The organism is Nocardia jejuensis NBRC 103114 (genome assembly GCF_001613145.1).
In the GTDB taxonomy this organism is placed as follows: domain Bacteria; phylum Actinomycetota; class Actinomycetes; order Mycobacteriales; family Mycobacteriaceae; genus Nocardia; species Nocardia jejuensis.
Map to the genome: position 1 here is coordinate 1 of NZ_BDBU01000001.1, position 25860 is coordinate 25860.

At 67.7% G+C, this 25860-nt stretch carries 24 protein-coding genes, 1 pseudogene and 1 riboswitch; of the genes and pseudogenes, 14 read left to right on the top strand and 11 right to left on the bottom strand.

From position 1 onward, the window contains the following. Nucleotides 1-272: 272 nt before the first annotated feature. From NJ1_RS00005 to NJ1_RS00040, 9 genes and pseudogenes are all read left to right on the top strand, one after another. The gene (locus tag NJ1_RS00005; RefSeq protein WP_067685673.1) at nucleotides 273-1109 is read left to right on the top strand and encodes a nitrilase-related carbon-nitrogen hydrolase; all 837 of its coding nucleotides are present in this window, start codon (nucleotides 273-275) and stop codon (nucleotides 1107-1109) included. A gap of 10 nt (nucleotides 1110-1119) precedes the next feature. Continuing rightward, entirely contained in the window at nucleotides 1120-2541 is a 1422-nt protein-coding gene (hydA, locus tag NJ1_RS00010; RefSeq protein WP_067685675.1) for a dihydropyrimidinase, read from the top strand. A 37-nt stretch (nucleotides 2542-2578) separates the two neighbouring features. Next, entirely contained in the window at nucleotides 2579-3616 is a 1038-nt protein-coding gene (locus tag NJ1_RS00015; protein ID WP_067685677.1) for a TIGR03842 family LLM class F420-dependent oxidoreductase, read from the top strand. A 160-nt stretch (nucleotides 3617-3776) separates the two neighbouring features. Then, nucleotides 3777-4724, top strand: a complete 948-nt coding sequence (locus NJ1_RS00020; RefSeq protein ID WP_245717147.1) for an ABC transporter permease — start codon at nucleotides 3777-3779, stop codon at nucleotides 4722-4724. Nucleotides 4725-5003: 279 nt separating this feature from the next. Continuing rightward, nucleotides 5004-5618 (top strand): annotated as a pseudogene (locus NJ1_RS00025) (ABC transporter ATP-binding protein); the annotation flags it as partial. Between the two features lie 63 nt (nucleotides 5619-5681). Next, a complete protein-coding gene (locus NJ1_RS40790; RefSeq protein WP_281202076.1) occupies nucleotides 5682-5813 on the top strand; it encodes a hypothetical protein in 132 nt (43 codons plus the stop codon). After that, entirely contained in the window at nucleotides 5810-6583 is a 774-nt protein-coding gene (locus tag NJ1_RS00030) for an ABC transporter permease (protein ID WP_067685679.1), read from the top strand. The genes NJ1_RS40790 and NJ1_RS00030 overlap by 4 nt, the downstream gene beginning before the upstream one ends. Next, on the top strand, nucleotides 6580-7722 hold the full coding sequence (locus tag NJ1_RS00035; protein WP_067685684.1) for an ABC transporter substrate-binding protein: 1143 nt from the start codon (nucleotides 6580-6582) through the stop codon (nucleotides 7720-7722). Before NJ1_RS00030 ends, NJ1_RS00035 begins: the two co-directional genes overlap by 4 nt. A gap of 76 nt (nucleotides 7723-7798) precedes the next feature. After that, on the top strand, nucleotides 7799-8479 hold the full coding sequence (locus tag NJ1_RS00040; protein WP_067685686.1) for a TIGR00266 family protein: 681 nt from the start codon (nucleotides 7799-7801) through the stop codon (nucleotides 8477-8479). 374 nt (nucleotides 8480-8853) lie between these two features. On the opposite strand, the gene NJ1_RS00045 is transcribed toward NJ1_RS00040, so the two are convergent. Then, entirely contained in the window at nucleotides 8854-9372 is a 519-nt protein-coding gene (locus NJ1_RS00045; protein ID WP_067685688.1) for an NUDIX hydrolase, read from the bottom strand. A gap of 145 nt (nucleotides 9373-9517) precedes the next feature. On the opposite strand from NJ1_RS00045, the gene NJ1_RS00050 reads away from it, so the two are divergent. Together NJ1_RS00050 and NJ1_RS00055 are read left to right on the top strand one after the other, a co-directional pair. Beyond that, a complete protein-coding gene (locus tag NJ1_RS00050) occupies nucleotides 9518-9898 on the top strand; it encodes a nitroreductase family deazaflavin-dependent oxidoreductase (RefSeq protein WP_067685690.1) in 381 nt (126 codons plus the stop codon). A 213-nt stretch (nucleotides 9899-10111) separates the two neighbouring features. After that, entirely contained in the window at nucleotides 10112-11638 is a 1527-nt protein-coding gene (locus NJ1_RS00055) for a glycosyltransferase family 39 protein (protein ID WP_084477582.1), read from the top strand. On the opposite strand, the gene NJ1_RS00060 is transcribed toward NJ1_RS00055, so the two are convergent. The 6 genes from NJ1_RS00060 to NJ1_RS00080 form a co-directional block, all read right to left on the bottom strand. Continuing rightward, nucleotides 11635-13113 carry an ABC1 kinase family protein gene (locus tag NJ1_RS00060; RefSeq protein ID WP_067685695.1) on the bottom strand — a complete coding sequence of 493 codons (1479 nt, stop codon included), beginning with the start codon at nucleotides 13111-13113 and terminating at the stop codon, nucleotides 11635-11637. The two genes, NJ1_RS00055 and NJ1_RS00060, sit on opposite strands and share 4 nt — an antisense overlap. A 202-nt stretch (nucleotides 13114-13315) precedes the next feature. Further along, nucleotides 13316-13480 (bottom strand): hypothetical protein, encoded by a 165-nt coding sequence (locus tag NJ1_RS40085; protein WP_218025094.1) that lies wholly within the window; start codon nucleotides 13478-13480, stop codon nucleotides 13316-13318. Between the two features lie 218 nt (nucleotides 13481-13698). Further along, nucleotides 13699-15747, bottom strand: a complete 2049-nt coding sequence (locus tag NJ1_RS00065; RefSeq protein ID WP_067685697.1) for a CocE/NonD family hydrolase — start codon at nucleotides 15745-15747, stop codon at nucleotides 13699-13701. Nucleotides 15748-15977: 230 nt separating this feature from the next. After that, nucleotides 15978-17183 carry a PucR family transcriptional regulator gene (locus tag NJ1_RS00070; protein WP_067685701.1) on the bottom strand — a complete coding sequence of 402 codons (1206 nt, stop codon included), beginning with the start codon at nucleotides 17181-17183 and terminating at the stop codon, nucleotides 15978-15980. Nucleotides 17184-17196: 13 nt separating this feature from the next. Then, nucleotides 17197-18999 (bottom strand): AMP-dependent synthetase/ligase, encoded by a 1803-nt coding sequence (locus tag NJ1_RS00075; protein ID WP_067685703.1) that lies wholly within the window; start codon nucleotides 18997-18999, stop codon nucleotides 17197-17199. Nucleotides 19000-19238: 239 nt separating this feature from the next. After that, complete coding sequence (locus NJ1_RS00080; RefSeq protein ID WP_084477583.1) at nucleotides 19239-19514, bottom strand: PLD nuclease N-terminal domain-containing protein; 276 nt, start codon at nucleotides 19512-19514, stop codon at nucleotides 19239-19241. A 273-nt stretch (nucleotides 19515-19787) separates the two neighbouring features. Here NJ1_RS00080 and NJ1_RS00085 point away from each other — a divergent pair, with 273 nt between their 5' ends. Beyond that, nucleotides 19788-20660, top strand: a complete 873-nt coding sequence (locus tag NJ1_RS00085) for a patatin-like phospholipase family protein (protein WP_084477584.1) — start codon at nucleotides 19788-19790, stop codon at nucleotides 20658-20660. Nucleotides 20661-20854: 194 nt separating this feature from the next. Here NJ1_RS00085 and NJ1_RS00090 read toward each other — a convergent pair whose 3' ends face one another. From NJ1_RS00090 to NJ1_RS00105, 4 genes are all read right to left on the bottom strand, one after another. Next, nucleotides 20855-22393 carry a DUF6585 family protein gene (locus NJ1_RS00090; RefSeq protein ID WP_157573656.1) on the bottom strand — a complete coding sequence of 513 codons (1539 nt, stop codon included), beginning with the start codon at nucleotides 22391-22393 and terminating at the stop codon, nucleotides 20855-20857. Between the two features lie 169 nt (nucleotides 22394-22562). Further along, nucleotides 22563-22772, bottom strand: a complete 210-nt coding sequence (locus NJ1_RS00095) for a hypothetical protein (RefSeq protein ID WP_067685708.1) — start codon at nucleotides 22770-22772, stop codon at nucleotides 22563-22565. 63 nt (nucleotides 22773-22835) lie between these two features. Beyond that, on the bottom strand, nucleotides 22836-23150 hold the full coding sequence (locus NJ1_RS00100) for a DMT family transporter (protein WP_067685710.1): 315 nt from the start codon (nucleotides 23148-23150) through the stop codon (nucleotides 22836-22838). Nucleotides 23151-23165: 15 nt separating this feature from the next. Beyond that, a riboswitch (guanidine-III (ykkC-III) riboswitch) is annotated at nucleotides 23166-23232 on the bottom strand. 115 nt (nucleotides 23233-23347) lie between these two features. Next, nucleotides 23348-23944, bottom strand: coding sequence for a DUF4126 domain-containing protein (locus NJ1_RS00105; RefSeq protein ID WP_067685712.1), 597 nt, complete (start codon nucleotides 23942-23944; stop codon nucleotides 23348-23350). Between the two features lie 105 nt (nucleotides 23945-24049). Between NJ1_RS00105 and NJ1_RS00110 the strand changes: the two genes are divergently transcribed. Together NJ1_RS00110 and NJ1_RS00115 are read left to right on the top strand one after the other, a co-directional pair. After that, nucleotides 24050-25369, top strand: coding sequence for a hypothetical protein (locus tag NJ1_RS00110; RefSeq protein ID WP_067685714.1), 1320 nt, complete (start codon nucleotides 24050-24052; stop codon nucleotides 25367-25369). Nucleotides 25370-25433: 64 nt separating this feature from the next. Beyond that, on the top strand, nucleotides 25434-25793 hold the full coding sequence (locus tag NJ1_RS00115; protein ID WP_067685716.1) for a nuclear transport factor 2 family protein: 360 nt from the start codon (nucleotides 25434-25436) through the stop codon (nucleotides 25791-25793). Nucleotides 25794-25860: the final 67 nt, after the last annotated feature.

Genomic DNA, 25860 nt, shown 5'->3' on the forward strand with positions numbered 1-25860 from the left:
CGCGGCGGTGCGATCGTGGACCTCGGCCGCCAGCGCGGCCGCACCCGGGTCCCGGACCGCGACGCCACCGGCGGTATCGCGACCGGCGCGGAGCCCGGCCCCTGCCGCGTCGGGCGAGGTCGGGTCGGGAGGGCCGAGTTCGGTTGTCACCGTTCGATTCTGCGATGGCCGCTGGAGCGCAACCAGCATCGCCCCCAGGATTTACGATTGCGAAACTGTTTCCGCCGATTTGTAACACAAGGTGATGCGTATCGGGTGCAGTATTACAAAGCATGGCAATCGTTCGAGCTGCGCTGGTCCAGACGAACTGGACCGGCGACAAAGAGTCCATGATCACAGCGCACGAGGACTACGCCCGGCAGGCCGCCGCGGCGGGCGCCAAGGTGATCTGCTTCCAGGAGTTGTTCTACGGGCCGTACTTCTGCCAGGTGCAGGACGCCGCGTTCTACGACTACGCCGAATCGGTGCCCGGCCCCACCGTCGACCGGTTCGCGGCGCTGGCTCGGGAACTCGGCCTGGTGATGGTGCTGCCGGTCTACGAGCAGGAAATGCCCGGCATGCTCTACAACACCGCCGCGGTCATCGATGCAGACGGCACCTACCTCGGCAAGTACCGCAAACACCACATCCCGCACATCAACGGCTTCTGGGAGAAGTTCTACTTCCGGCCGGGCAATCTGGGCTGGCCGGTGTTCGACACCGCGGTCGGGCGGATCGGCGTGTACATCTGCTACGACCGGCACTTCCCCGAGGGCTGGCGGGCGCTGGGCCTGGCCGGCGCGGAGATCGTGTTCAACCCCTCGGCGACCTCGCGCGGATTGTCCAACTATCTGTGGAAGCTCGAACAGCCCGCCTCCGCGGTGGCCAACGAGTACTACGTCGGTGCGATCAACCGGGTCGGCATCGAGGAGTACGGCGACGACGATTTCTACGGCACCAGCTACTTCGTCGATCCGGAGGGCAAGTTCGTCGGCGAGGTCGCCTCGGACACCGGTCCGGAACTCGTCGTGCGCGATCTGGACATGGACCTGATCAAGGTGGTGCGCGACCGCTGGGCGTTCTATCGAGACCGCCGTCCGGACGCGTACGGCCCGCTGGTGAACCCGTGAGGACGCGGTCATGACTCGTACCTTCATCCATGGCGGAACCGTGGTGTCCGCCACCGGTTCTCAACTTCTGGACGTGCTCATCGACGGGGAGACCATCGCCGCGGTGTTGCGGCCGGGCACCACCGCGCTGGGCTCGGACCTGGCCGCGACGGCGGACGTCGTCATCGACGCCACCGGGCGATACGTGATTCCCGGCGGTGTGGATCCGCACACCCACATGCAGATGCCCTTCGGCGGCACCGAGGCCTCGGACACCTTCGAGACCGGCACCCGCGCCGCGGCCTGGGGCGGCACGACGACCATCGTCGACTTCGCCATCCAGAAGCCGGGGGAGCGGGTGCAGGACACCCAGGCGCTGTGGCATGCCAAGGCACAGGGCAAGTGCGCGATCGACTACGGATTCCACCAGATCGTCGGCGACGTCAACGACGAATCCCTGAAGGGGATGGCGGAATCGGTGTCGGAGGGCGTCACCAGTTTCAAGTTGTTCATGGCGTATCCCGGCGTCTTCTACTCCGACGACGGGCAGATCCTGCGCGCCATGCAGCGAGCCGGTGATCTCGGTGCGCTGCTGATGATGCACGCGGAGAACGGCATCGCCATCGACGTGCTGGTGGAGCAGTCGATCGCTCGCGGGGACACCGCGCCCTACTTCCACGGCACTTCTCGCCCATGGCAATTGGAGGAGGAGGCCACCCACCGCGCCATCATGCTGGCGCAGGTGACGGGAGCGCCGCTGTACGTGGTGCACGTCTCGGCCAAGCAGGCCCTGGAGCAGATCGCCACCGCGCGCGGACGGGGACAGAACGTCTTCGGCGAGACCTGCCCGCAGTACCTGTACCTCTCGCTCGAAGAACAGTTGGGCGCACCGGGTTTCGAGGGCGCCAAGTGGGTGTGCTCGACCCCGCTGCGATCCCGGGAGGAAGGCCATCAGGACGAGCTGTGGCGGTACATCCGCACCGGCGACGTCACCAGCGTCGCGACGGACCACTGCCCCTTCTGTATGAAGGGCCAGAAGGACATGGGCGTCGGGGATTTCAGCAAGATCCCCAACGGCATCGGCGGGGTCGAGCACCGCATGGACCTGATGTTCCAGGGTGTCGTGGACGGCCGCATCTCGCTCGAGAAATGGGTCGAGGTCTGCTGCACCGCCCCCGCCCGGATGTTCGGCATGTACCCGCGCAAGGGCGTGATCAGCCCCGGTGCGGACGCGGACGTGGTGATCTACGACCCCCGCGGGCACACCAGCATCGGGTTGGGCAAGACGCATCACATGAACATGGACTACTCGGCGTACGAGGGGTTCGAGATCGGCGGGCACGTGGACACCGTGCTCTCGCGCGGCCGGGTGATCGTGAACGACGGGCAGTACCTCGGCAACGCCGGGCACGGCCGATTCATTCGCCGCGCCCTGTCGCAGAACCTGATCTGATCCCGCCCGACCCCTCTAGCGAAACGGAGAGTGCCGCATGGATATCGGCGTGGTGCTGCAATGCACGCCTCCCGCATCACGCGTGGTCGAACTGGCGAGACTGGCCGAGACACACGGGTTTTCGCATGTGTGGACGTTCGACTCGCACCTGCTGTGGCAGGAGCCGTACGTCATCTACAGCCAGATCCTTTCCACGACCCGCAGAGTCGTGGTCGGGCCGATGGTCACCAACCCCTCCACTCGCGACTGGACGGTGACCGCGTCGACCTTCGCCACCCTCAACGACATGTTCGGCAACCGCACCATCTGCGGTATCGGCCGGGGTGATTCGGCCGTGCGCACCCTGGGCGGGCGGCCCGCGAATCTGGCGACGCTGCGCGAATCCGTCGGCGTCATCCGGGAACTGGGCAACGGGCGCAGTGCGAGGGTCGGGGACACGACGGTGCGGTTTCCCTGGGCGTCGGCGTCCCGGCTGCCGGTGTGGGTGGCCGGATACGGTCCACGCGCACTGGATCTCACCGGTGAGGTGGCCGACGGTTTCATCCTGCAACTGGCCGATCCCGATATCGCCGCGTGGACCATCGCCCGGGTCCGGGCCGCTGCCGAACGGGCCGGGCGCGATCCGAAGGACGTGACCATCTGTGTCGCGGCCCCGGCCTACATCACCGACGGCACGGACGCCGGGTTGACGCACGCCCGCGAACAGTGCCGGTGGTTCGGCGGCATGGTCGGCAACCACGTCGCGGACATCGTCGCCAAATACGGTGCCGACAGCGATGTTCCGCCGGCCTTGACCGAGTACATCGCGGGCCGTCAGGGCTACGACTACAACCAGCACGGACGCGCCGGGAACACGCACGCGGATTTCGTGCCCGACGCCATCGTGGACCGCTTCTGCCTGCTCGGCACGCCGCAGGAGCACCTGGCCCGGCTGCACGAACTCGAAGCGCTCGGCGTCGACCAGTTCGCGGTCTACCTGCAACACGACGCCAAGACCTCCACCCTCGAGGCCTACGGCGAATCGGTGCTCCCGCACCTGGGCCGACCGGTCACGGCCACGGAGAGTGCGTCGTGAGAGCACATGTGGCGAACCGGGGCGCCGTCCTCGCGCGCGAGCGGATCGTGCACGCGAGAACCGTTCCGGCCCAGCCTGTCGGGACGAACGTCCCGGCGGCCGAGCGGACCTCGCGTCGAACCGGCGAGTGGCAAGCGGTGAGATCGGGGACGAGAGCACGATGACAGCAGATCTGGCGCGCCCGGCTCCGATCCAGGAGCCGGGCGCGAATTCTCCGTTGCGCGAACCGGATTCGATGCTCGCCCGGGCCTTCGACTTCGGCCTGCGCGGGCGGTCGATGCTCTATCCGATGGCGGCCTTCGGGCTGGTGCTGCTGGCGTGGGAGCTGGTGAAGTGGCTGGTGCCCGCGAACGGGGTGAGCATCGGCGAGCAGCGAATCCTGCCGCGCACCACCGACGGTGCGCTCCCGCACGTCTGGGCGGTGATCGCCGTGCTCGGGGACAAGGACGGCAAGACGACCGTCGGCGCGACCCTGGTGCGCACCGCCGGATTCACGCTCGGATCGGCCTTGCTCGCACTGGTTCTCGGGACCGTGGTCGGCATCGGGCTCGCCGTGCTCATGCAGCGGTTCGCCTGGGTGGAGCGGGGCCTGCTGCCGTATGTGATCGTGTCGCAGACGATTCCGCTCATCGCGCTCGCCCCGCTGGTCGCGGGCTGGGGCGGGAAGATCCATATCGCCGGGCAGCCGTGGCGGCCGTGGATGAGCATCGTGGTGATCGCGGCGTACCTGGTGTTCTTCCCGGTCGCGATCGGCATGCTGCGCGGGCTGCAGTCACCGGCCGAGGCGTCGGTGGAACTGCTGCACAGCTGTGCCGCCGGGTGGTGGGCGACGCTGGTGCATCTGAGGCTGCCCGCCTCGGTGCCCCATCTGCTGCCCGCGCTGCGCCTGGGTGCGGCCGCGGCGGTGATCGGGTCGGTGGTCGCCGAGATCTCCACGGGCACAGCCGGTGGCATCGGCCGCCAGATCATCGTGTTCTCCCAGCAGTCCACCGGCAATGCCGCGCGTCTCTACGCGGCGGTGCTCGCGGCGGCCCTGCTCGGCGTGGTGCTGACCACCCTGGTCGGCCTGGTCGAGTTCGCCCTGCGCCGCTACAACCGTCAGTCCTGAAGGAGATACCCGTTGAGCGTCGAGAGACCCACCACCGACGACCCCGCGAAGGCGCATGACGCGGCCCGTCCCGGCGACACGGGCGAGGTCGGCTCCGGCGACCCGACCCCTCTCGGCGACGCCGGCACGGCAAGGATGAGCTCCTCCGATACAGCGCGGGTCGACGCCGGCGACCCGCCCGCGGCCCGGCTCGGTGACGAGGCGAAATCACACGATGGGGCTACGGCAGCGGCGTCCGGTGATGCTGGGACGCACGCTGATTCGGTTCCGGCTGTCGAACTGCGACAGGTCGGCAAGATCTATGCGTCCGGGGCGGTGACCGCGCTCGAGGACATCACGCTCACCGTCGGGGCCGGGGAGTTCGTATCGCTCATCGGTCCGTCCGGGTGCGGCAAGTCCACCTTGCTGCGCGTGATCGCGGATCTGGCGGAGCCCACCTCGGGAACCGTTGTGGTGCAGGGCAAGACCGCACGCCGGGCGCGGCTGGACCAGGACTACGGGATCGCGTTCCAGCAGGCCGGACTGCTGGACTGGCGCACGGTGCAGGAGAACGTGGAACTACCGCTGCAACTGCACGGCGTGGGCAAGCGCGAACGGCGGGCGCGCAGTGCGGAACTGCTCGGGATGACCGGGCTCACCGATTTCGCGCTCCGCTATCCGGCGGAACTGTCCGGGGGCATGCAGCAGCGCGTCGCCATCGCCCGCGCGCTCGCCCGCAAACCACCGCTGCTGCTCATGGACGAGCCGTTCGGCGCCCTGGACGAGATGACCCGCGAGCGCATGCAGGGCGAGCTGTTGCGCATCGCCGAGGAGACCGGCGCCGCAGTGGTTTTCGTGACCCACTCGATTCCCGAGGCGGTGTTCCTGTCCGACCGCGTGGTGGTCATGTCCCCGTGACCCGGCCGGATCACCGCCATCCTGGCCACCGGCGACTGGGGCCGCGACCTCGACGGTGACGTGCGTTCCAGTGACGCGTTCTTCGCCGCGGTCGCGGCAGTGCGCGCGGCCCTGCACGACGGGCATTACGGCAGTGGCGCGGAATCGACCGGTGCGTCCGCCCAGCGCACCGGCGGACGGGATATGCGATGACGCGGGTGCTCACAACCTGGTTGCCGCCCATGGTTTTCGGCGTCGTGCTGCTGGGCCTGTGGCAGGTGCTGACGGTCGCGGCGGGTGTTCCCGCGTTCCTGCTGCCGTCACCGTCGGCGATCGCGGACGCGTTCGCGACGAACCTGGACGCGATCGTCAAGGCGGCCACGGCGACCGGCGTCAACGCCCTCGTCGGTCTGCTCTGCGGCGCGATCCTCGGCATCGCCGCCGCCGTGCTCGCCGTGCGCTTCCGGGTGGCGGACGGGCTGTTGGGCGCGCTGGCGGCCGGTGCGGCGGCGGTGCCCATCGTCGCGCTCGCCCCGCTGCTGAATTCCATGTACTCCACCACCACCGACACCCCGCGCCGGCTGGTCGCCACCATCGTGGTGTTCTTCCCCGTATTCGTCAGCACCGCGAAGGGTTTGCGTCAGGTACCGCAGGTGCAGGCCGACCTCATGACCGCCTACGCCGCCACCGGCTGGCAGGTCACCCGCACCGTCCGCCTGCCCGCCGCGCTGCCGTACCTGTTCACCGGCCTGCGCATCGCGGCTCCCGGCGCGGTGATCGCGGCCATCATCGCCGAGTACTTCGGCGGCCTGCAACACGGTCTGGGCAGCCGGATCACCTCCGCGGCAGCCAATACCGCCTATCCGCGCGCGTGGGCCTTCGTCACCGCCGCCATGATCCTCGGCCTGCTCTTCCTGGCCGCCGTGCTGTTCCTCGAACAGCTGACCCGACGACCCCGCATCACCCTCTGGAGATCGAAATGAGAAGTACCGCACACAAATACCGATTCCGCGCCTGTCTCGCGGTGGCAGCACTGGGCCTGGCCGCGCTGACCGGGTGCAGCACCTCCGACAGCACCACCACCGCCGACGGCCTGACCAAGGTGAAGTTGCAGCTGCAGTGGTTCAAGCAGGGCCAGTTCGCCGGATACCTCGCGGCCGTCGATCAGGGCTTCTACAAGGAGCAGGGCCTGGACGTCGAAATCCTGGACGGCGGAACCGATATCGTGCCGCAGACGGTCTTGGCTCAGGGTCAGGCCGACTACGCCATCGCCTGGGTGCCCAAGGCGCTCGCGTCGCGGGAGGCCGGGGCCGGTATCACCGACGTGGCGCAGATCTTCGCGCGGTCGGGTACCAAGCAGGTGGCGTTCAAGTCCGCCGGGATCAACGGTCCCGCAGATCTGCGCGGCAAGAAGGTCGGGAACTGGGGATACGGCAATGAATTCGAACTCTTCGCGGGCATGGGCAAGGTCGGCATCGATCCGGCCAGGGATGTGAAACTCGTTCAGCAGCAGTTCGATATGAACGCGTTCCTGGCCCACGATATCGACGCCGCACAGGCCATGTCCTACAACGAGTACGCGCAGCTGCTCGAGACCCGGAATCCGGCGACGGGAAAGCTCTACACCGCAGACGATTTCACCACCATCGACTGGAACGACCAGAACGTGGCGATGCTCCAGGACGCGATCTGGGCCAATACCTCGAAACTGAAGGATTCCGGCTACGCCGACCGGACGGTGAAGTTCATCGCCGCCTCGCTCAAAGGCTGGGCGTTCTGCCGCGACAATGTCGACAAGTGCCGCGATATCACCGTCGCCGCGGGCTCCACTCTCGGAGCGAGTCACCAGCAATGGCAGATCACCGAGGTGAACAAGCTGATCTGGCCCTCGCCCAACGGAATCGGGCTGATGGACGGAGCGGCGTGGGATCGCACCGTCGCCATCGCCAAGACCACCAAGAACGCCGACGGCGCGACCGTGCTCACCAAGGATCCGGACGCGGAGGCGTACACCACCGAATACGCCGCCAAGGCGCTGGATCTGCTGAAATCCCAGGGCGTCGATGTCACCGGAACCGGCTATGCGCCAGTGCCGGTCACGCTTTCCGAGGGCGGAAAGTAGTCGCGCAGCCGAGCGCCGGGTAAACGCTTGCACACCTTCGGCCCGGCGCCGCGTCGGCGCTGTTAGGGTCGCGTTTATGAAGGTAGAGCTGCGGCACAACCCCTCGTCGACCATTGCCCGCTGCTTTCTCGCCGGCGGTGAGCCGATGCGCGTGGAGAGCGGTGCCATGGTCGCCCATTCGGCGGGAGTCACCCTGGCGGCCAAAGCCGAAGGCGGCATCATCGCCGGACTGAAGCGTTCGATGCTGGCGGGCGAATCGTTCTTCGTGTCCACGTTCACCGCTCCCGCGCAGGGCGGTTGGGTGGATGTGGCCCCCGCCCTCCCCGGCGACATGCTGTCCCTGCCGATCTCGCCGGATCGGCCGTACTTCATCAGTCGCGGCGGCTGGATCGCCAATTCGCACGCGGTGACGGTCGAGGCGAAATGGGGTGGCCTGTCGAATCTGTTCGGCGGCGAGGGCGGATTCGGCCTGCGCGCGCACGGGGACGGCGATGTGGTGCTGGGCGTCTTCGGCGCGATCGACGTGATCGACCTGGCTCCGGGCGAGCCGGTGACCATCGATACCGGACACGTGGTCGCATACGACCTGGCTATGAATTTCACGATCCGCCGGGCGGTTTCGGGTCGTTCGCTGCAATCGCTCAAGTCGGGCGAGGGTTTCGTGTTCGACTTCACCGGACCAGGCCGGGTGCTGCTGCAGACTCGTAATCCGGGGGCTTTCGCCGCGTGGGCCGGTTCGGTAGCCTCCTCGGGATAGTGCGTGACATGGAACACAGTCCCGGTCAGTGGGCATAACCACAGTTGGAACACGTTCTATCCGGGATTCTGTGTCGGCCCGGTGGAAACTTTTTCTCCGAAAAGCGCCCCCGCGCGAATGTGAGTCGTGCATGCTTCACATGAACGACATGTCGTTGAACGATGAGGAGAAGTACATGTCCGGATCCGCAGCAGATTTGATCTCTGAAATCCTGATCAAGACCATTCAGGGCTTGTTCACCGGCACCGCCGGCGGTCAGTAAGAGTTTCGAAGACCGGCAGCCCCTCGATCGCGCGGGATCGAGGGGCTGTTCTGTGTCTCGGGCAAGACGGTCTCGGGCAGGGCGGTCTCGCTCGGGAAAACCACCGCACGGCTCAGCGCAGCATGTCCGGAACCAGTTCGCGGGTGTCGGGCACGAAAGGCCACTCCGGATCCGCCAGGTGGGCGCGCAGTTCGTCGTCGGTCCACCACCAACCGTCGGCGATCTCCTCGGGCTGATGCCGGATCGGGCCGTCATAGCGCAATTCGTAGGCGAACAGATGGCAGCGCATCGGGCGCCCCTCCCACTCTCCGTCCCAGGACGCACCCGCCAGCGGAAGCGGACCGTCCTGCCCGGGCGCGATCTCGATGCCGAGCTCCTCGGCCAGTTCGCGGGTGGCCGCCTCGGCCGGATCCTCGCCGGGGGCGAGCACGCCGCCCGCCAGGCAATCGTGCATACCGGCGAACACCGCCTTGGTATCGGTGCGCCTGTGCACGTAGAGGCGAGAGGCGTCACGCGAGCGCACCAGCACTCCCGCCGCCGCGTGCCAGATGCCCCGCGCGTACACCACCGCGCGTTCCTCCGCGCCGATCTGCCGACCGGACCGGTCGTACACCGCGATCAACTCCGACATGCGCTGCGCTCCTTCTCGCGCCGCCACGCGACCCGGCGGACCTTGTCTGCACCCTAGGCGATGGCCCACACGGGTTGCGGGGTCGGCGTAGCCTCACAGGGACGCAATCGCTTTCACACAGCAACGCCGTCGAAGAGGACGAACCATGCCGCTGCCGCAGACGCTGGCCAGGATCAACCGCCGGATCACCAATCCGGCTCTCGGCGTAATGGCCCGGGTCGCACCGGGATTCGGCATCGTGGTGCACGCCGGGCGCAAGTCCGGGCGGGTCTACCGCTCCCCGGTCATGGTGTTCGAACGCGACGGCGGCTACCGCATCGCCCTGACCTACGGCCCGGACGTGGACTGGCTGAAGAACATTCGCGCCGCGGGCACCTTCGCCTTCGAGCACCGCGGCCGCACCATCACCCTCACCGAACCGGTGGTGACACGGGACTCCACGGCCGCCTGGGCTCCGATCGGGGTTCGGCAGGTGCTGAACGGATTGTCGGTGGAGTACTACGTGCAGGCCCGCGAGGCCGTCTGAGCCCCGAGGGCACTCGGCTCGGCACACTCACATCGGGTGCCGGGTGAATCCCACATCCGCGGCGGGGCCTCCCGTCGGCGGTGGTGCCGGCTTGCGCGGTGGTGTTTCGGTTGACGGCGTGGCTTGCGGGACGCTGTAGATTCGCCAGTGTCCGGAGCATTACCCGCCCCCGTGCAGGAGCGCGCGTTGACCGATGTGAGGGATCTATCGGGTATGCCCCGTCCGACGGGGCGTCATGCCAAGGTCGAGGAACGTCCGGCCATGTCGTGGCGGGCCGTGGCGGCGGTCGCGATTCCGGCTGCTGTGGTGTTGCTGCTCTCGGCAACGCGCTACGGATACTTCGGTGACGAGCTGTATTTCCTGGCGGCCGGTCGGCGCCCGTCGTGGGGTTACGCCGATCAGGGGCCGGTGCTGCCGCTGCTGTCGCGGCTGATGGACACCCTCGCCCCCGGGTCGTTCTTCGTCCTGCGGCTGCCCTCGGTGATCCTGACGGTGCTCGCGATCGTGTTGTGCGCCATGCTCGCTCACGAATTCGGCGGCGGGCGCTGGGCCCAGGCGCTGGCGGCGGTGGGCTACGCGACGTCGCCGTTCCTGCTGCTGCAGGGCACCATGCTCACCACCAACGCCGTCGACACCGCGCTGTGGGTGATCATCACCTGGCTGGTGGTGCGCTGGGTGCGGGTGCGGGAGGATCGGCTGCTGCTGGCCGCGGCGCTGGTCACCGCCCTCGACATGCAGGTGAAATGGCTGATCCCGTTCTTCTGGATCGCGGTCGTGATCAGCACGCTCGCGTTCGGGCCCCGTGAGCTGGTGCGGCGTCCGCTGCTGTGGCTGGGTGGGGCGATCGTGGTGGTCGCGACCGTGCCGGAACTGATCTGGCAGGCCCACCACGACTGGCCGCAGCTGGAGATGGGCCGGGTCATCGGCGCGGAGCAGGACATCCTGGGCGGACGGCTGCAATTCGTGCCGATGTCCATCAGCCTCGCCGGATTCCTGGGCGCACTGCTGCTGATGTGGGGGCTGTGGTCGCTGCTGGTGTGGGATGTGTTGCGGCCCTACCGTTTTCTCGGGCTGACGCTGATCCTGCTGTACGCGGCGTTCCTGATCACCGGCGGGCGGATCTACTACGCCGCGGGGATGTACGCGGTCATGATCGCGGCCGGTGCGGTGGGAGTGGTGAGCACGGCCGAACGGCTGATGCCGGGATGGCGGCGGGCGCTGATCGGGTGCACGGTGGCGCTGGCCCTGGCCGCGGCGGTGTTCGTCCTGTTCTCCACGCCGTGGCGCTCGGCCGAGGACATCCACCCGCCCGCGGACGACGCCGAGGCCGCCATCAATATCGGTGTGTACGGGTCGATGGGCTGGCACGAGCTCGCCGACGAGGTGACGCGCGCCTACGACGCGCTCACCCCGCAGGAGCGCGAGCACGCGGTGATCATCACCGATACCTATTGGCAGGCAAGCGCTCTGGACCAGCTCGGCCGCGACCGGCTACCGCCGCTCTACAGCCCGAGTCGCGGTTTCGGATACTTCGGCACTCCGCCCGACGACGCGTCGGTGGTGCTGGCCGTCGGCGGATACGAGGCGGTGCTGCGCACCCAGTTCGAGCACGTGGATCCGGTCGGCAAGATCGACACCCGGCTCGGCTTCCCGGGCAATACCCAGGACGTCGTGATCTGGAAGTGCACCGGACTCCGGAAGCCGTGGGCGCAGGTCTGGCCGAACTGGATGCACCTCTAGCGACGTCGCAGGGGAGTGACCGTCGCGAATCCAGGAGTGGCGGTCGCGAACGGCTCGGCCTCGGCGCGCACCGCGCCCGCGAGCCCCTCGCCGAGGTGGAACCGCTGCACGGCCGCCGCGAGTTCGGGCTGGTGCACCAGCAATTCGTCGCGCACCGCGCCCTGGGTGCCGAGCTGGCACAGCACCCCGGCCGCGGCCAGAATGGTCCGCCCGATCGGGGTGTACTCGGGCCGGGTGGTGAGCTGACGGCTGACATTCGTCAGCCGCGGCGCGGTCACTCGCAGCACCTGCTTGCGCAGCCACGGGGTGGTCAGGTGGAAGGTGTGCTGGGTGAACAGCGTGCGGATCGGCTCGATCAGGGCATCGAAGGCCTCGATGTCGAAATCCCGGTCCGAGTGGACGAATTCGTGTTTGCGCAGAGCCGCTTCGAGTTGGTCGCGGTCGCCGTTGAGTCCCGCGTCGCCGAGATCGCCGGCCACGGTGGTGAAGCCCGCCGGGACCGGTGAGCACGCGCCGTAGTCGACGATGCCGAGCCGTCCGTCGCGCATGATCCGGATGTTTCCGGGGTGCGGATCGGTGTAGAGCAGGCCGGTGCGGTCGAAGCTCGACATCAGGAATCGAATCAGCAGCAGACCGACCCGGCTGCGCTCGGCCGGATCGCCGGAATCGATGACGCGCTGCAGCGGAATCCCGTCGAGCCACTCGCTCACCAGGACATCGCCCTGCTGGTGCACCACGGCCGGGACCACGAAATCCGGGTCGTCGGCGTACGCGACGGCGAAGGCGCGCTGGGTCTCGGCCTCTTTTTCGTAGTCGAGCTCGTCGTCGATGAGATTCGCGAACGCCTCGGCGACCGCGCGCGCGTCGGCGTCGGGCATGAACACCGTCGCCAGCGGGGCGAGGCGGCGGATCTGGGCGAGATCGGATCGGACCGATTCGCGAGCGCCCGGATACATGAGCTTGACCGCGACCGATCGCCCGTCGGCCCATCGCGCCCGGTGCACCTGACCGACCGAGGCGGCGGCGGTGGCACGCGGATCGAAATCGAGGAACAGTTCGCGCCAGTCCGGTCCCAGGCTCGCGGCCATCGCCTTGTCGACGGCGGCCGGAAGCATGGCGGGCGTCGAATCCTGGAGTTGGCTCAGCGCGGCCTGGTACGGCGCGCCGAGCTCCGGCGGCAGCGCGAGCTCGTACAGCGCGAGCATCTGGCCGATCTTGGTGGCGCAGCCTTTGAGCTCACCGAGCACCTCGAACATGTGCTGCGCGGTGCGCGCCTGGATATCGAGCTCCACCTGCCGCGCCGGCTGCCCCATCGCCCGCCTGCGGACTCCACCGGCACGCCGGGCCGCGTAGGCGACGGGCAGCGCCGCGATCTTGGCATTTCGCAGCGTCGTGCTGGTGGGCGGCTGGCCATCCATGGCGGGCGTGGCCCGGCGGCGCAGTCGTCGGAATCCACCCTGGCGCGGTTCGGGCATAGGGACCTCCGAGAATCGAGTGTCTCAGTTTGTCATGTAGTCGATCTCCATGGATAGCCGCGAATGCACAGGATTCGGACGATGGGGAAGTGTAAAGGACCAACCGGGGGCGACTACCGGGCGAGCGGGCCCCTGGACCACAGATTGTCTGAGGCAAACTTCGACCCTGCGCCGAGTCGCACGCCCGGCCGGGTCGGGGCGGTCAGCGGGCCAGGCTCGTTCTGGCGGCGGCGAAGCGCAGGAGGCTGGGTGGGGTGAGGCGGGTGGCGTAGTAGGCGGCCCAGGCTTCGGGGGTGACCGGGACGACGGCTCGATTGTGTTGCACCGCATGCAGGACGGGGTCCTGGGAATCGGTTCGCGGCGACACTGCTGCTGACCTCCATGCGTCGTTCCGAGTGCCCGGCGATACTCGCCGGAGACGTTCGGACCACTCGGTGCCTCCAGCGTGGTCCGCGCGAGAGCCGCTGGCAACGAGTTGTCTGAGACAATAAATCGCGTCGGGTCAACCCGGAACTCCGCGGACGTGAAAAGAGGGAGGCTGGCGGCGGCGACCGGCCATGCTCCCTCTCGTCCCGGCCCCCCGGGTCAGTGGGTGTACGCGCCGGCGGGCGCCAGCGGAACCACCAGGCTCGACGGCCAGGTCGCATTGCGCTGGAGCTGCTGGGAGGTGCCGATCAGCTTCGGCAGATCCGTGGGAATCGGGATCGTGGAGGGGAAGGTGCCGGTGGTGATCCGCAGCCGCAGCGCGTGGCCGGGCTCGAGCCGGTAGAACGTCGGGCGCAGCTTGATCTCCATCTTCACGACGTCACCGGGGGTCAGCGGCTGCTCGGTCTCCTTGCTGACGATGTGCTCGGGCCCGTAGACCGTGCCGTCCGCCGACCGCCAGGTCTTGTCCTCGTCGAGGGTGCGCTGACTCGCCAATTGCGAACCGCCCGTGATGTTCACGACCGAGCCGTCGGGCGCGACATCGTCCAGCCACGCCTGGAACGCCGCGTCGGTGCCGGTCGAGGAGGCGTACAGGCTGACGCTGGAGGGCCCGGCCAGCACGGTCGGCTCACTCACCGGATCCATCGTGTATTTCTGCCCGGCGGTCGGTTCCTGCACCCATTCGGTGCACGGGTTGTAGGCGTTGAACACCCGGAACACGAAGTCCAGCAGACCGCCGGTGTACTGCGCGAGCGTCTGACGGTTGCAGATGTTGTCGATGCCGGTGTAGTCGAGCCGATCCGAGCCCTCGGTCGCGGCCGGCTTCCGCGCGACCAGCCGGTCGCCGTCGAACCAGCGTTCGGTGATGCCCGCGCGATCGAACGGGTATCGCGTCGTATCGGCCGCGTGATTGTTCGCGTCGATGACGTGCAGGGTGGAGTCGGTGTTCTCCACACCGTTCCGAATGTCCTTGAGCCACCGGTCGAACCACGCGAGAATGATCTGATCGGTATCGAGGCGCGAGCCGGGCCCCACCCCGATGCCCACGTGATACCAAGGGCCCATGAGCAATTGGTAGCGCCCGTCGCCCTTCTGATCCGCCGCCATCGGCGCGAACTGATCACGCCCGGCCGAAAGGTTCTGCAGCTGCGAGTAATTGCGCAGCGGCCCCTCCTGATACAGATCCCACAGGCCGCCGACCTGGTACATGGCGATGCCCTTGTCGACCAGGTTCTTCATATCGGTCTCGAAGCGCCGGTCCTGCCACCAGGCGCTGTCGTACGCCAGCGGGCCACCGGCGTAGCCCTCGAGCAGCAGTTTGACCGGGCTGTCGTCGGCGATCACGGCCTGGAGGTGATCCACCAGCGAGGTCACGAAGGTCTGCGGCGACACCACCGCGGTCAGGAACGGTCCCATCAGGCTCAGATACGGGACCAGGAAGCAGATGGCGGTGAGCAGCAGTGGGCTCATCAGGCCGTCGTGATTGAGCACCTCGTTGAAGATGTTGTTCGGCATCGCGATCGGCACGATCGCCTTCAGCGGTGAATCCGGCCCGACCGCCTCGGCGGTGCGCATGGCGTCCAGCGCCGGGAACGAATACCCGAACATGCCGACTTTGCCGTTGGAGCCCGGCAGTTTCGCGGCCCAGTCCACCAGTTCGACGCCGTCCGCACCGTCCTGTGTGGACGCGGGATTCCACGCCCCCGTGGACCCTCCGGTGCCGCGCACGTCCGCGATCACCTCGATGTAGCCGTGCCGCACCAGCATGTCCTGCGCGCTGGTGGCCTGATTGATCACGCGCCGAACATCTTTGAGCTGATCGGGCAGCTGGATGTGCAGATCGTCGATCACGCCGGTGATGGCCGCGGTCAGCGCGCTGGTGACCGCGCCGTAGGTGGTGAAATTGACGACCACCGGGAAGTCGCCGGCCGCCCGCTGACCGGTCGCCGGATCGGTCGGGTATCTGACCTCGGCCTGCAACTGCGTGCCGTCCGAGAGCGGAACCACATGTCCCAGTTCGTAACCGATGCCGTACTGCGCGGGCGTCGGCTGATAGTCGGCGGGCAGGCCGAAGTTCGCCGGAGCGCTCGGCACCGGCCCGGCGGACGGCACGGCGCCGGCGGGGGAGACGCTCGACAGGGCCAGTGCCACGACGGTCAGGCCCGCGGTGGCGAGCGGCGCGAGACGGCAACGGCTCGGCCTGGACATGATTCTCAACGATCTACCTCTGCGGATGGTGGGAAGGCCGCACACGGATGACCGCCGCGCGACCTCATCGTCGATGATCAGCACACCGCACCGTCGCGGGACGCCGCTACCGGCAATCGCCTAGACAATGCGGGTGCTCGATTGTGCACGTGACCAAACCGCGGTCGGTGGCATGCGCTGTGGCCGCTCGCGTTCACGGGTGGGTGTTCGGATCGCGGGTGCGATGCGGATCAGGGTGCGAAGGAAGCGTTTTCGAGACGCCGGGCGATCCGGGCGGCCGAGAGCGTCATGGCATCGGTGGGGCGATGCGGATCGAGTCCGGTCAACTCGTGTACCCGCGCCAGTCGATAGGTGACCGTATTGCGGTGGATGTTCAGCAGGCGCGCGGTCGCCAGTTGATTGAAACCGGTGTCCACGAACACTTCCAAGGTTTCCCCCAGCAGCGGCTGCGCGTCCAGGGGAGCCAGGACCGCGGCCAGTCCGGTGCGTGCGGAACCACCGGCCGCGACCGTGTACTCGAACATCAGGTCCGAGCGGCGGCAGACCAGGTGCGGGCGATCGAGGCAGCGGCCCAGTTCGGCCAGCATCCGGGCCTCGGCGAACACGTCCGGAACCTCCCCGCGCGTGGCCGCGATCGAGACGCCGACCCAGAACGGCGCGGGTGCGGGCGTGCGCTGGGCTGCCGGTTGTGCAGGTTGCCCGGGCAGGCGTGCGGCGAGCGCGGCGATGGTCGCGGTTCCGTCGTCGCCCGCGTGCAGCGGTAGCAGCGCGGTCCAGCCGCCGCTGTCCAGCCGCAGGAAGACTCCCGGAATCGCCTCGATCCGATGGCGCAGTTCGCTGGTGTCCGTGCCCGGGCGGGTGGCGCCGGTGCCGAGCCGGAACACCGCGATGAGGAAGGCGTGCGGCACCGCGATGGCCGGTTCGTCGGCCCATTCGATCGGATCTCCGCCGGTGAGCAGCGCGTCCGCGATGGCCCGGCGGCGCTCGAGCAGTTCCCAGCGTGGATCGTGAATGCGCTGCACGCAGGCCGTCGCGATCCGTGTGGTCAGCAGGGTCACATACTGCAGCAGGGGCAGCGCCGCGTCGGTGAGCAGCGCCCGTTCGGCCTCACCGGCTGCGTCCCGGATATGACACCAGATGTATTCGGCCCCGCTCCGGTAGCGCTCGAGCACCCCTTCGAGCGACTCCCCGTCGCGAACCCGGCCCACCGCGATCTCGACCACCTCGCGGGTGTCGTCCTCGGTGGGAATCGTTCCACTGCGCAGGAAATCGAAGAACAGGTCCACGTTGATCTTGGATCCGCGTTCGAATCCGCCGATCACCAGTGGTTGCGGAAGGTTCCGATAGGGCGGCAGCGTGGCCGGGAATTCCTCCCGCGCCACCACCGCGCGCCGATACAGCTCCTCCAGCGCACGATCCCGGGTTCGCGGTTGCATGGGTGCTCTCCTACTACGCGTACAGCGAGTCGATAGTAGCCGCGTAGGCGGTAGCTATCGGTTTGCGCCTCAGTTTTCCGGTCGCGGTGAGGCACTCGCTGCCCGGCGTCCACACATCCGGCAGCACGATGAACTTCTTGATCTGCTCGACGCGGGAGAGCTTGGCATTGGCCGCGTCGATGCCCTCCTGAACGTTCGCCAGCACCGCCGGATCCTTGGCCAGCGCGGCGATGCTCCGGTCCGAGAGCTGGTGGCGCTCGGCGAAGGCGGCGACCAGATCGGGATCCAGGCAGATCAGGGCGGTGTTGTAGGACTTGGCCTCACCGATCGCCACCACGATGCCCGCGAGCGGGGTGCACTCGGTGATGGTGTTCTCGATATTGGTGGGCGACATGTTCTTTCCCGCCGCGTTGATGATGAGTTCCTTCTTGCGATCCACGATCTTCAAGAAGCCCTCGGCGTCGATCTCGCCGACATCGCCGGTGTGCAACCAGCCGTCGGGATCCACGGTCTCGGCGGTCTTGTCGGGGGCATTGCGGTAGCCGCGCATGACCATCTTGCCGCGCACCAGCACCTCACCGTCCTCGGCGATACGGATCTCCGCGCCGGGCAGCACAGTGCCGACGGTGCCGATCTTCACCCGGCCCGGGCGGCCGACGGTCGCGCCCGCGGTGCACTCGGTCATGCCGTAGCCCTCGCACAGCGGCAGCCCCAGGCCCAGGAAGAACTCGTGGGTGTCGCGCGGGATGGGCGCTGCTCCGGACACGGCGACCCGGACCTTGTCCAGGCCGAGACGTTCCCGGATCGTCCGCAGGACAAGGCGATCGGCCAGCCGGTGCTGGATCGAATCCGCCACGCTCAGCGCCCGGCCGTCGGATTCGGCGCGGGCGCGCTTGCGGCCCACCCGGATCGCCCAATCGACCAGGGCACGGCGCGCGGCGCTCGGCTCGGCGGCGAAGCGCTCGTCCAGTGCCGCTTTGACTTTCACCCATACGCGCGGAACGCCGAGGAACACCGTCGGATGCACCTCGGCCAGGGCCTGCGCCACGATCTTCAGATCCGAGACGGTGGTGATCTGCGCGCCCGTGATCATGGACAGGTAGTGCGCGAACCAGCGATTGGCCGCGTGCGCGTCCGGCAGGTACGAGACCACCTTGTCCTCGGGGCCGCTGCTGCCGAATTCCTCGATGACCCGGGCATTCTCGATGAAATTGGTGTGCGTGAGCTCCACGCCCTTGGGCGGTCCGGTGGTGCCGGAGGTGTACACGATGGTCAGCAGGTTCTCGGGATCCACTGCGCGCCAGGCGGTGTCGAAATCGAAATCCGGATTCGGCGCGGCCTCGACGGACGCCAGCGTGCGCGTCCCCTCGGGTCCGTCGTCGACGCAGATCACGTGATCGACCGTGACGCCCTGGGCCGCGGCCTTCTCCACCGCGGCCAATACCTGCGGAGCGAACTGACTCTCACAGATCATCACCTTGTTACCGGCATTGCCGAACTGATAGGCCAGCAGGTCCACCGGATTGGTGTTGTACACCGAGAACGGCGTCGCGCCGGTGTGCAGGACGGCGGTGTCGCAGAGGTGGAACTCGGGCCGGTTGGTCATCATCAGCGCCACCGTGTCGCCGGGCCCCACGCCCAGCGCGGACAACCCCGCGGCGATCGACCGGACCCGGTCGCCGTACTCGCGCCAGGTGATCGCGACGGACCCGCCGAGCGTGCGCAGCGCGACCTCGTGGGGATACCGCGCCACATTGGCCTGGAACGCCTCGCACAGCGTACGGGGGGCCGCCCCCGCTACCGATGATGAACTCACGACCTACCTCTGGCTCGCTGATGTCGAGACCACCATGGGCCCCGTGTTCCATACAGCAGACCGCACAAAGACGGTTCGAGACCATTGGCAATAACGAAGACCTGAGCAGATCGGTTTGTGCAAAGTGCCTAAAGGGGTGTCGCGCCGGACGAGCGCACGGTCCACATCCTGTGGCAGGACTCGGCACGGTGTCAACGCGCACGCGGATCCCGAGTGGAGTAGTCCACCACCGGCGAGGCCTAGCCCGCGCTCGGCGGATTCGACATCGTGGACTTTCGTCCCCAGACGAACCAGGCCAGCGGCCCCACGAGCGGAAACGCCAACATGGCCAGAACCCATACGGCCTTTCCGCCGGATGCGTAGTTTCCGGAGCGAAGCACGCTCACCACGCCCGCTAAGAACAGCACGGCTCCCGCCAGCGCGAACGCGAGGGCGATCACCACGACAACCACGCTCCCGGTCGTGTCACCCGTGTCGGCCAGCGTCGAACCGGAGGCGAGAGTCAAGGTCGTCATGTCTCGACAGTAGGCGCACCCCGGTGTTTCCTCGGCGAGCAACAGCCCTCGATCGGCGCCATCGCGTCGAGGTCATGAATTCGCCTGGTCCGGTACTGCTGCCCCCTCGGGGTCTGGATCTGTGCGGACTTGCCGAACCGCTGACAACCCGGCACGAAATATGTTCACTTCTATCGTCACCGACTTCTGTTGCCTACCTGTGCATTTCGGGGTGCCCGGGCATGGTTCGAGCGATGCCACGCGGTGCGGTCGCTGAGCCCTTATGATCGCGACATGGGGAGTCCGAGTGTTGGTCGAAGCTCTGGGGGTGCGGTGCGGCGGTCGGTGGTCCTGGGTGGGGGCGGTGTCATCGGCGGGGCGTGGATGGTGGGGTTGGCCGCGCAATTGCGCCGTCGTGGAATCGATTTGGGCGCGGCCGACTCGATGGTGGGAACATCGGCCGGAGCGGTTGTCGGTGCGTCGCTACTGGTCGGTCGGGATCTGGACTCGTTCGCCGACAGTCCCGCACCCCCGGGTAGCCCGGAACCGCCGCCGGTGGTCGTGAGGCGCGAACTGATCGGCGTGGCGTTCGGGGCACTGTTCGATCGGACGGCGGATCGTGACGTGGCGGCCCGCAAGGTGGGTCGCTTCACGGTGACCGAGGAGCCCGCGTGTCCCGCGCACATCGCACCGATGGTGTGGTTGGTCGGCAACGACTGGCCGGGCACCGGGCTGCGGATCGTCGCGGTGGACGCGGTCAGCGGTCAGCGCCAGGTCTGGGACCGCGACGCCGGTGTGCCCTTGGCGACCGCCGTGACCGCGAGCCGTTCCTTCCCGGGCGCGTTCCCACCGGTCGTCGTCGCGGACCGCCATTACATCGACGGCGGCTTCTGGTCGCCGACCAACGCCGACCTCGTCCCGGACTCGGACTTCGTTCTGGTCATCGAACCGATGGCGAACAGATTTCCGGCCGAGCAGGTCGATGCCGAACTCGCCACCGTCGCGACCGATACCGTCGTGCGATTCGGCCCCGACCCCGCCACGATCGACGTCTTCAAGACGTTCGCCACGGATCCGGACGTGCTCACGCACTGGCCGAGAGCGTTCCAAGCGGGTATTCGCCAGGCAGACGACCTGGCGCGGCAATTGATCGACGCGGGCTGGTAGTCGCGGAAGCTCCGCTGCCGACCCGATTCCGGCGACCGAGATCCAGCTTTGGACCGGTACGGCTCGACCGTGGCCGACGGCTCTTCGACGAACTCCCCGCCGACCACATCGAACTCGAACCGATCCGCGCGCTCGAGGCGGCCGAACCGCCGGGAATGGTGACGTTCCGCTGTCTGCCCCGGTACGGATGCATGTCAGGGTGCGGTGAGCTCCGCGAGGGCGAACTGGGCGTACGCGCCGTCCACATCGAGAGTTCCGCCACCGAATACATCCTCGAGGTGGGCTCGCGTGACCGATTGTTCGGCGGCGGCCGACAGCAGCCGCGAGACCGCTTGTCGGACAAGGTCACCGGGTCGATGGTCGACGAGACCGGTGACGACCTCGGAGACGGTGGCGTCGGTCCAGACGCCGGGGATCGCGTTCGCCAGCAGCGGGGCGTCCAGAGACCGACTGCGATACCAGTGGCCGCCGTCCCACCAATAGCAGAAGTTCAGGCGACCGTCGTGGGTTCGGGTGTTCAGGACGGAATTCGTAATCCAATCCGGGACACCGGTCAATGCTTCGGTCGGCCCGTGATCGACTGTGCCACCGGAGAATACGACGCGCTCGCGCGGTAGTCGCCGCAGCGTGGATCCGCTTCCGGTCGCACCTTCGAAGGTCGCGGTGGTGCCGGACGCGATGCGCGGGCCGACCTCCGAGCGAACGGCGACCAATGTCGCTGCGAGCGTTGCCCATCGAGACCACACCACCGGCGGGGCGGGAAACTCGCCGTCAGCGAGTACGGGCTGCGCGGGAGTGACAGGCGCGGGAGTGACAGGCACGGGCGGCGCGGGTATCTGGGGAGCGACGGGCGCGGGCCGCGCGGAGGTTCGGGACGCGACCGGCGTGGGCGCCGCCGAGGTCTGAGCAGTGACAGGCACGAGCGGCGCGGATACCGGGGGAGCGGCCGGTGCGGGAGGAGGAGTCGGCGGCGCAGTGCTGACGGGAGCCGGAACGGGCGCGCGGTCCGATGTGCCACCCGCCGAGGCACTTTCGGGATTCCGCACCGGTGCGGCGACTCGGCCTTGTTTGAGAGCCCTTGCGACAGTGAGGAACAGCGTGGATTCCGGTACCTTCGCGACCGGCACCATCGCGTACGGCCACAGTCGCCGTCCCTTGTTGACCACGATGTATCCGTCGCTCACTTCGAGCTCCCCGACCTCGGGCCACCGCAACGTGCCTTTCGGCGTGTGGATCGCACGGGCGTCGAGGCGAATGGGCCCGAACGTCAACACATCTCCACGCGCAATCGCGCGCAGCGACGATTCGATCTGCCGATGCCAGATGGGTTGGATGCTTTCCCGCAGATACATCGCGTAGCGGGTGTCGTTGTGCTGAGCGTCGGCGAAACTGTGTGCGGGATCGCGGTAGCGATCCTCGAACGAGACGAAACCCCCGTGCTGATTGCGCAGAACTATCCGGAAGGTCGTGCCGTTGTATGCCCGGTTGGTGCTGTGATTCACCCACGTCTGCTCGACCGTGTCGAACTGTTCCCAGCGCATCGCGAACAGCGGCTGCCCGACCATCTTTCGCACCAGCCCGTGCTCGTAGGCATATACGCGATTCCCCACATCGCTGGTCTTGATCAGGCCTTGCTTACGGGCGACGATGAACATGTCGTTCAGCAGCCCCAAGCGGTGCTCTTGGGCCGCCTGCGCTACCTCGGACGGCACAGGCTCGGACAGACGCGACAAAGGGTCCCCTCCCTCGATGATGCGTCCGATTGTAGGGACACGGATCGTTCGCGCCGTTCCGAGTGCACCGAGAGAGCCGAGCGATAGGGGTGGGCGAATTCATGCCCTTCGCGGCAGCCCTGGCCTCTGGCTCGCTGATGCCGAGGCCCCCATGGGTCCGGATCCGGGTCTAGCCGCCGGCCTTGCGGTTGGACCAGATGCGCTGGGCCTGCTCGTTGCTGGTCCGGTTGCTCACCTTCGGGTTGCCGAAACTGTGCTGCTTGGCCTTGCCTTTGCCCTTGGCGGCCCGGCGTTCGGCGCGGTTGGCGAACTGTGGCTCGTCGGTCGAGGCCTCGGCCTGGTCGTCGGCGGGAGTGGACGACTCGGTGGTATCGGACATTGCCGAACGCTAGCACGCGCCGCGCCCCAGCTCGGCGAGCTGGGGCGCGGGCGACGCGCAGATCTAGTGTGCGAGTTTCAATCCGACGACCGCGCCGATCAATACGACGATCAGCCCGAGACGCAGCGGAGAGGCCGCCTCGGTTCCGGTGACCATCGCGTAGAGAACGGTCAGCGCCGCGCCGATCCCCACCCACACCGCGTAGGCCGTGCCCGTGGGCAGGGTGCGCATGGCGTAGGCGAGACCGGCCATCGACGCGAACAACGCGAGCCCGAAGACCACCGTGGCGGGGAGTTTGGTGAAACCTTCCGAACGGCCCAGTGCCGTCGCCCAGACCGCTTCCATGATTCCGGAGAGAACCAATACCAACCAAGCCATGACGAGATACCTCTTTCGGTACCGTCTTGTCGCTGTCCGGGTACGGTTTCGATCGTCCGGCGGGCCGATGTGTCGGCTGCTCTCCCAGGATAGCAAATCTTCAGCATTCGGTCTGCCGTGGGTCGGGGTGCCGTTGTTCACCCCGAGGGACGTCGCCACCGGGTGCACCCGGAGCAGATCCGAGCGCGGCAGGTCGATCAGGAGACTCGTTCGAGCTTGCGCTGCCGGCGCAGCCGTCGCCGCAGGATGTATCGGCGGATACGGCTCGCGAGGAAGTAGACCAGTAGCAGTCCCGAGATCAGAAGTGTTGCGGCACACACGGATGCGAGCACCGGATGGAAGATCGCGAGCGTGACGATGCCCGCCACCGCGCCGTCCTCCGCCAGACTCATGACGATATTGCTCGCGGGCTCGGGTGAGGTGTTGATCGCCATGCGCGTGCCCGCCTTCACCAGATGGCTTGCCAGCGCGGTGGTTCCGCCCACCGCGCCCGCCGCCAGTTGGGGGAGCGAGCCGTCCTGATCGGCCAGCAGCGCCGCCACCACCGCGCCCGAGGCGGGCCGCACCACGGTGTGCATCGCGTCCCAGAACGAGTCGAGATACGGAATCTTGTCCGCCACCGCCTCGATCAGGAACAGCACCGCCGCGGCGATCAGCACATCGGTGCGTTGCAGGGCCGGGGGGACGTCATCGGAAATACCGGTCACACCGAACAGGCCGAGAAGCAGAACAACCGCGTACGCATTGACCCCGCTCGCCCAGCCCGCCGTGAAGATCAGGGGCAGTGCAGTCACGCCGACATCGTATGTGGCGGTACCGACGTGGTTCTCCGCTCGCGCTTGGCGGGGTCGTCGAGTTCTGCCCTAGGATCGGCCATTCGAGCCTTGGGAGGGGACACGATGAGTAGCGATGAGTTCGTCGCGGTGATGCAGGACTCGACTCGATTGCTGCAGAACGGGCGTGCGGGGGAGGCGCTGGCACTGTTGAGCGCGTACGACGACGCGCTGCTCACCCAACCGGAGCCGCGCGACTACGGCTGGATCGTGTTCTACCGCTTCCGGGCCGCGTTCCTGTCCGGGGATTTCGCACAGGCGCTGCGGCTGGCCGAGAACGGTCCCGCGCGCTTCGAAGCCGATGTTCCGGCCGAGAACGCCGGCCACATGTTCTCCATGGCCATCGAGGCGGCCACCGAATCGAACCGCGCGGATTCGGCGGTGCGGATGGCGAATCGATGCCTGGAACTGCGCCGGGCACAAGGACAGCAGGGCGAGACGCTGATGGCGGCCATGACCGCCGGAACCCTGCTCGGGCGGATCGGCAGATTCGATCTCGCGCGCCCCTTCACCCGGATACTGATCGAGGAGTCCGCGGCCTCACCCGCCTTCGACCGATTCCGGGCCTTCGGATATCGCCAACTGTGCGAGGCGGTGTCGGATCGTCCCGACCCGGAACTGCTGGACACCCTGCTCGCGGGCCGAGAGTGGTTGCGCGCCAGCGATGATGACGATGCCCGCGTGGCCCTGGCCTTCATCGAGAGCTCACCGGCACTGCGGGAGCGGGCCGAACGGATCGATACACCCGGCGTGCGGTTCGCCGCCGGAGCCGACCCGAAAGCCGTTGCGGCGCCGGCGCATCCGCCGAGCGAACAGTGCGCGTCCGGTGAGCGGGCCGATGAACTGCTGGCCGCGGGACAGGCCGCGCAGGCGGTGGCCGCCTACGAGGCACTGATCGAGCAGACGGGGCGCACGGGCCGTCCGGACCTGTTCGTCCTCGGCAAATCGGTACTGGGACTGCTGCACGCGCTGCTCTTCGCGGGCCGGACCCGGGACGCGCACGCGGTGTGGACCGGCGAGGGCGGACTGCCCGGCCTCGGCATACTCGCGATCGAGCAGGGACAGCTCTCGCTGCACGATCTGATCGGATACCGCCTGTTCGAGGCCTACATGCACGGAATGTCCACCGGCGACCGGGAATCCGCGGTCGCGGCCGTGGACAAGATCATGGGCAGTTGCCTCGACTACGCGTTCCAGCACGAACCGCAGGTCGCGGCCGCCATGGTGAACAACTGGCGGCGGCATCTGACCGAGGTGTTCGACGACGCCCCGCCCCCGCACGTGTTCGCGGGCGTGCAGGCCGCGGAGCAGCGGCTCGGCCACCCCGTGCCATCGGGTCCGCTGTACTGGTCCAGGCCCTCGCGCTGGGTCATCGACTGGCTGTAACCCCTCGCGGGGCATTACCCGACGCGTAATCGACTCTGCGCACCTGCTCGAACATGCTTGGTGCATGAGCGAATACGAGAACATCGCACAGCGATACATCGACACCTGGAACGAGCAGGACGCGGGCAAGCGCAAGGCGCTGATCGACGAGTTGTACACCGCCCAGGTCTCGTTCACCGATCCACTGGTGCAGCTGACCGGACCCGAGGCCGTCGATCAGATGGTCGCCGGCGCGCAGGAACAGTTCGCCGGACTGCGATTCGGGCTCGGTCCGGTGGACGGTCACCACGACGTCGCCAGGTTCACCTGGACCCTCGGCGCACCCGGTGCGGACGAGCCGCTGGTGATCGGTTTCGACGTGATCACCCTCCAAGACAATCGCATCAGCCGAGTTCAGGGCTTTTTGGACAAGGTCCCGGGCTGATCCGAGTTGCGGGCGGCTGCCTTGTTGCTGTCGAATAAGATTGCGGCGCAAGGTGGTCGGCCGTGCG

Bases quoted from the DNA above. Each gene is read 5' to 3' on its own strand.
- NJ1_RS00020 (WP_245717147.1), top strand. From the start codon at position 3,777: ATGACAGCAGATCTGGCGCGCCCGGCTCCGATCCAGGAGCCGGGCGCG.
- NJ1_RS00080 (WP_084477583.1), bottom strand. From the start codon at position 19,514: ATGACGACCTTGACTCTCGCCTCCGGTTCGACGCTGGCCGACACGGGT.
- NJ1_RS00060 (WP_067685695.1), bottom strand. From the start codon at position 13,113: ATGCCCGAACCGCGCCAGGGTGGATTCCGACGACTGCGCCGCCGGGCC.
- NJ1_RS00100 (WP_067685710.1), bottom strand. From the start codon at position 23,150: ATGGCTTGGTTGGTATTGGTTCTCTCCGGAATCATGGAAGCGGTCTGG.
- NJ1_RS00110 (WP_067685714.1), top strand. From the start codon at position 24,050: ATGAGTAGCGATGAGTTCGTCGCGGTGATGCAGGACTCGACTCGATTG.
- NJ1_RS00035 (WP_067685684.1), top strand. From the start codon at position 6,580: ATGAGAAGTACCGCACACAAATACCGATTCCGCGCCTGTCTCGCGGTG.
- hydA (WP_067685675.1), top strand. From the start codon at position 1,120: ATGACTCGTACCTTCATCCATGGCGGAACCGTGGTGTCCGCCACCGGT.
- NJ1_RS00115 (WP_067685716.1), top strand. From the start codon at position 25,434: ATGAGCGAATACGAGAACATCGCACAGCGATACATCGACACCTGGAAC.
- NJ1_RS00095 (WP_067685708.1), bottom strand. From the start codon at position 22,772: ATGTCCGATACCACCGAGTCGTCCACTCCCGCCGACGACCAGGCCGAG.
- NJ1_RS00050 (WP_067685690.1), top strand. From the start codon at position 9,518: ATGCCGCTGCCGCAGACGCTGGCCAGGATCAACCGCCGGATCACCAAT.
- NJ1_RS00085 (WP_084477584.1), top strand. From the start codon at position 19,788: ATGGGGAGTCCGAGTGTTGGTCGAAGCTCTGGGGGTGCGGTGCGGCGG.
- NJ1_RS00070 (WP_067685701.1), bottom strand. From the start codon at position 17,183: ATGCAACCGCGAACCCGGGATCGTGCGCTGGAGGAGCTGTATCGGCGC.
- NJ1_RS00015 (WP_067685677.1), top strand. From the start codon at position 2,579: ATGGATATCGGCGTGGTGCTGCAATGCACGCCTCCCGCATCACGCGTG.
- NJ1_RS00030 (WP_067685679.1), top strand. From the start codon at position 5,810: ATGACGCGGGTGCTCACAACCTGGTTGCCGCCCATGGTTTTCGGCGTC.
- NJ1_RS00055 (WP_084477582.1), top strand. From the start codon at position 10,112: ATGCCCCGTCCGACGGGGCGTCATGCCAAGGTCGAGGAACGTCCGGCC.
- NJ1_RS00005 (WP_067685673.1), top strand. From the start codon at position 273: ATGGCAATCGTTCGAGCTGCGCTGGTCCAGACGAACTGGACCGGCGAC.
- NJ1_RS00065 (WP_067685697.1), bottom strand. From the start codon at position 15,747: ATGTCCAGGCCGAGCCGTTGCCGTCTCGCGCCGCTCGCCACCGCGGGC.
- NJ1_RS00040 (WP_067685686.1), top strand. From the start codon at position 7,799: ATGAAGGTAGAGCTGCGGCACAACCCCTCGTCGACCATTGCCCGCTGC.
- NJ1_RS00045 (WP_067685688.1), bottom strand. From the start codon at position 9,372: ATGTCGGAGTTGATCGCGGTGTACGACCGGTCCGGTCGGCAGATCGGC.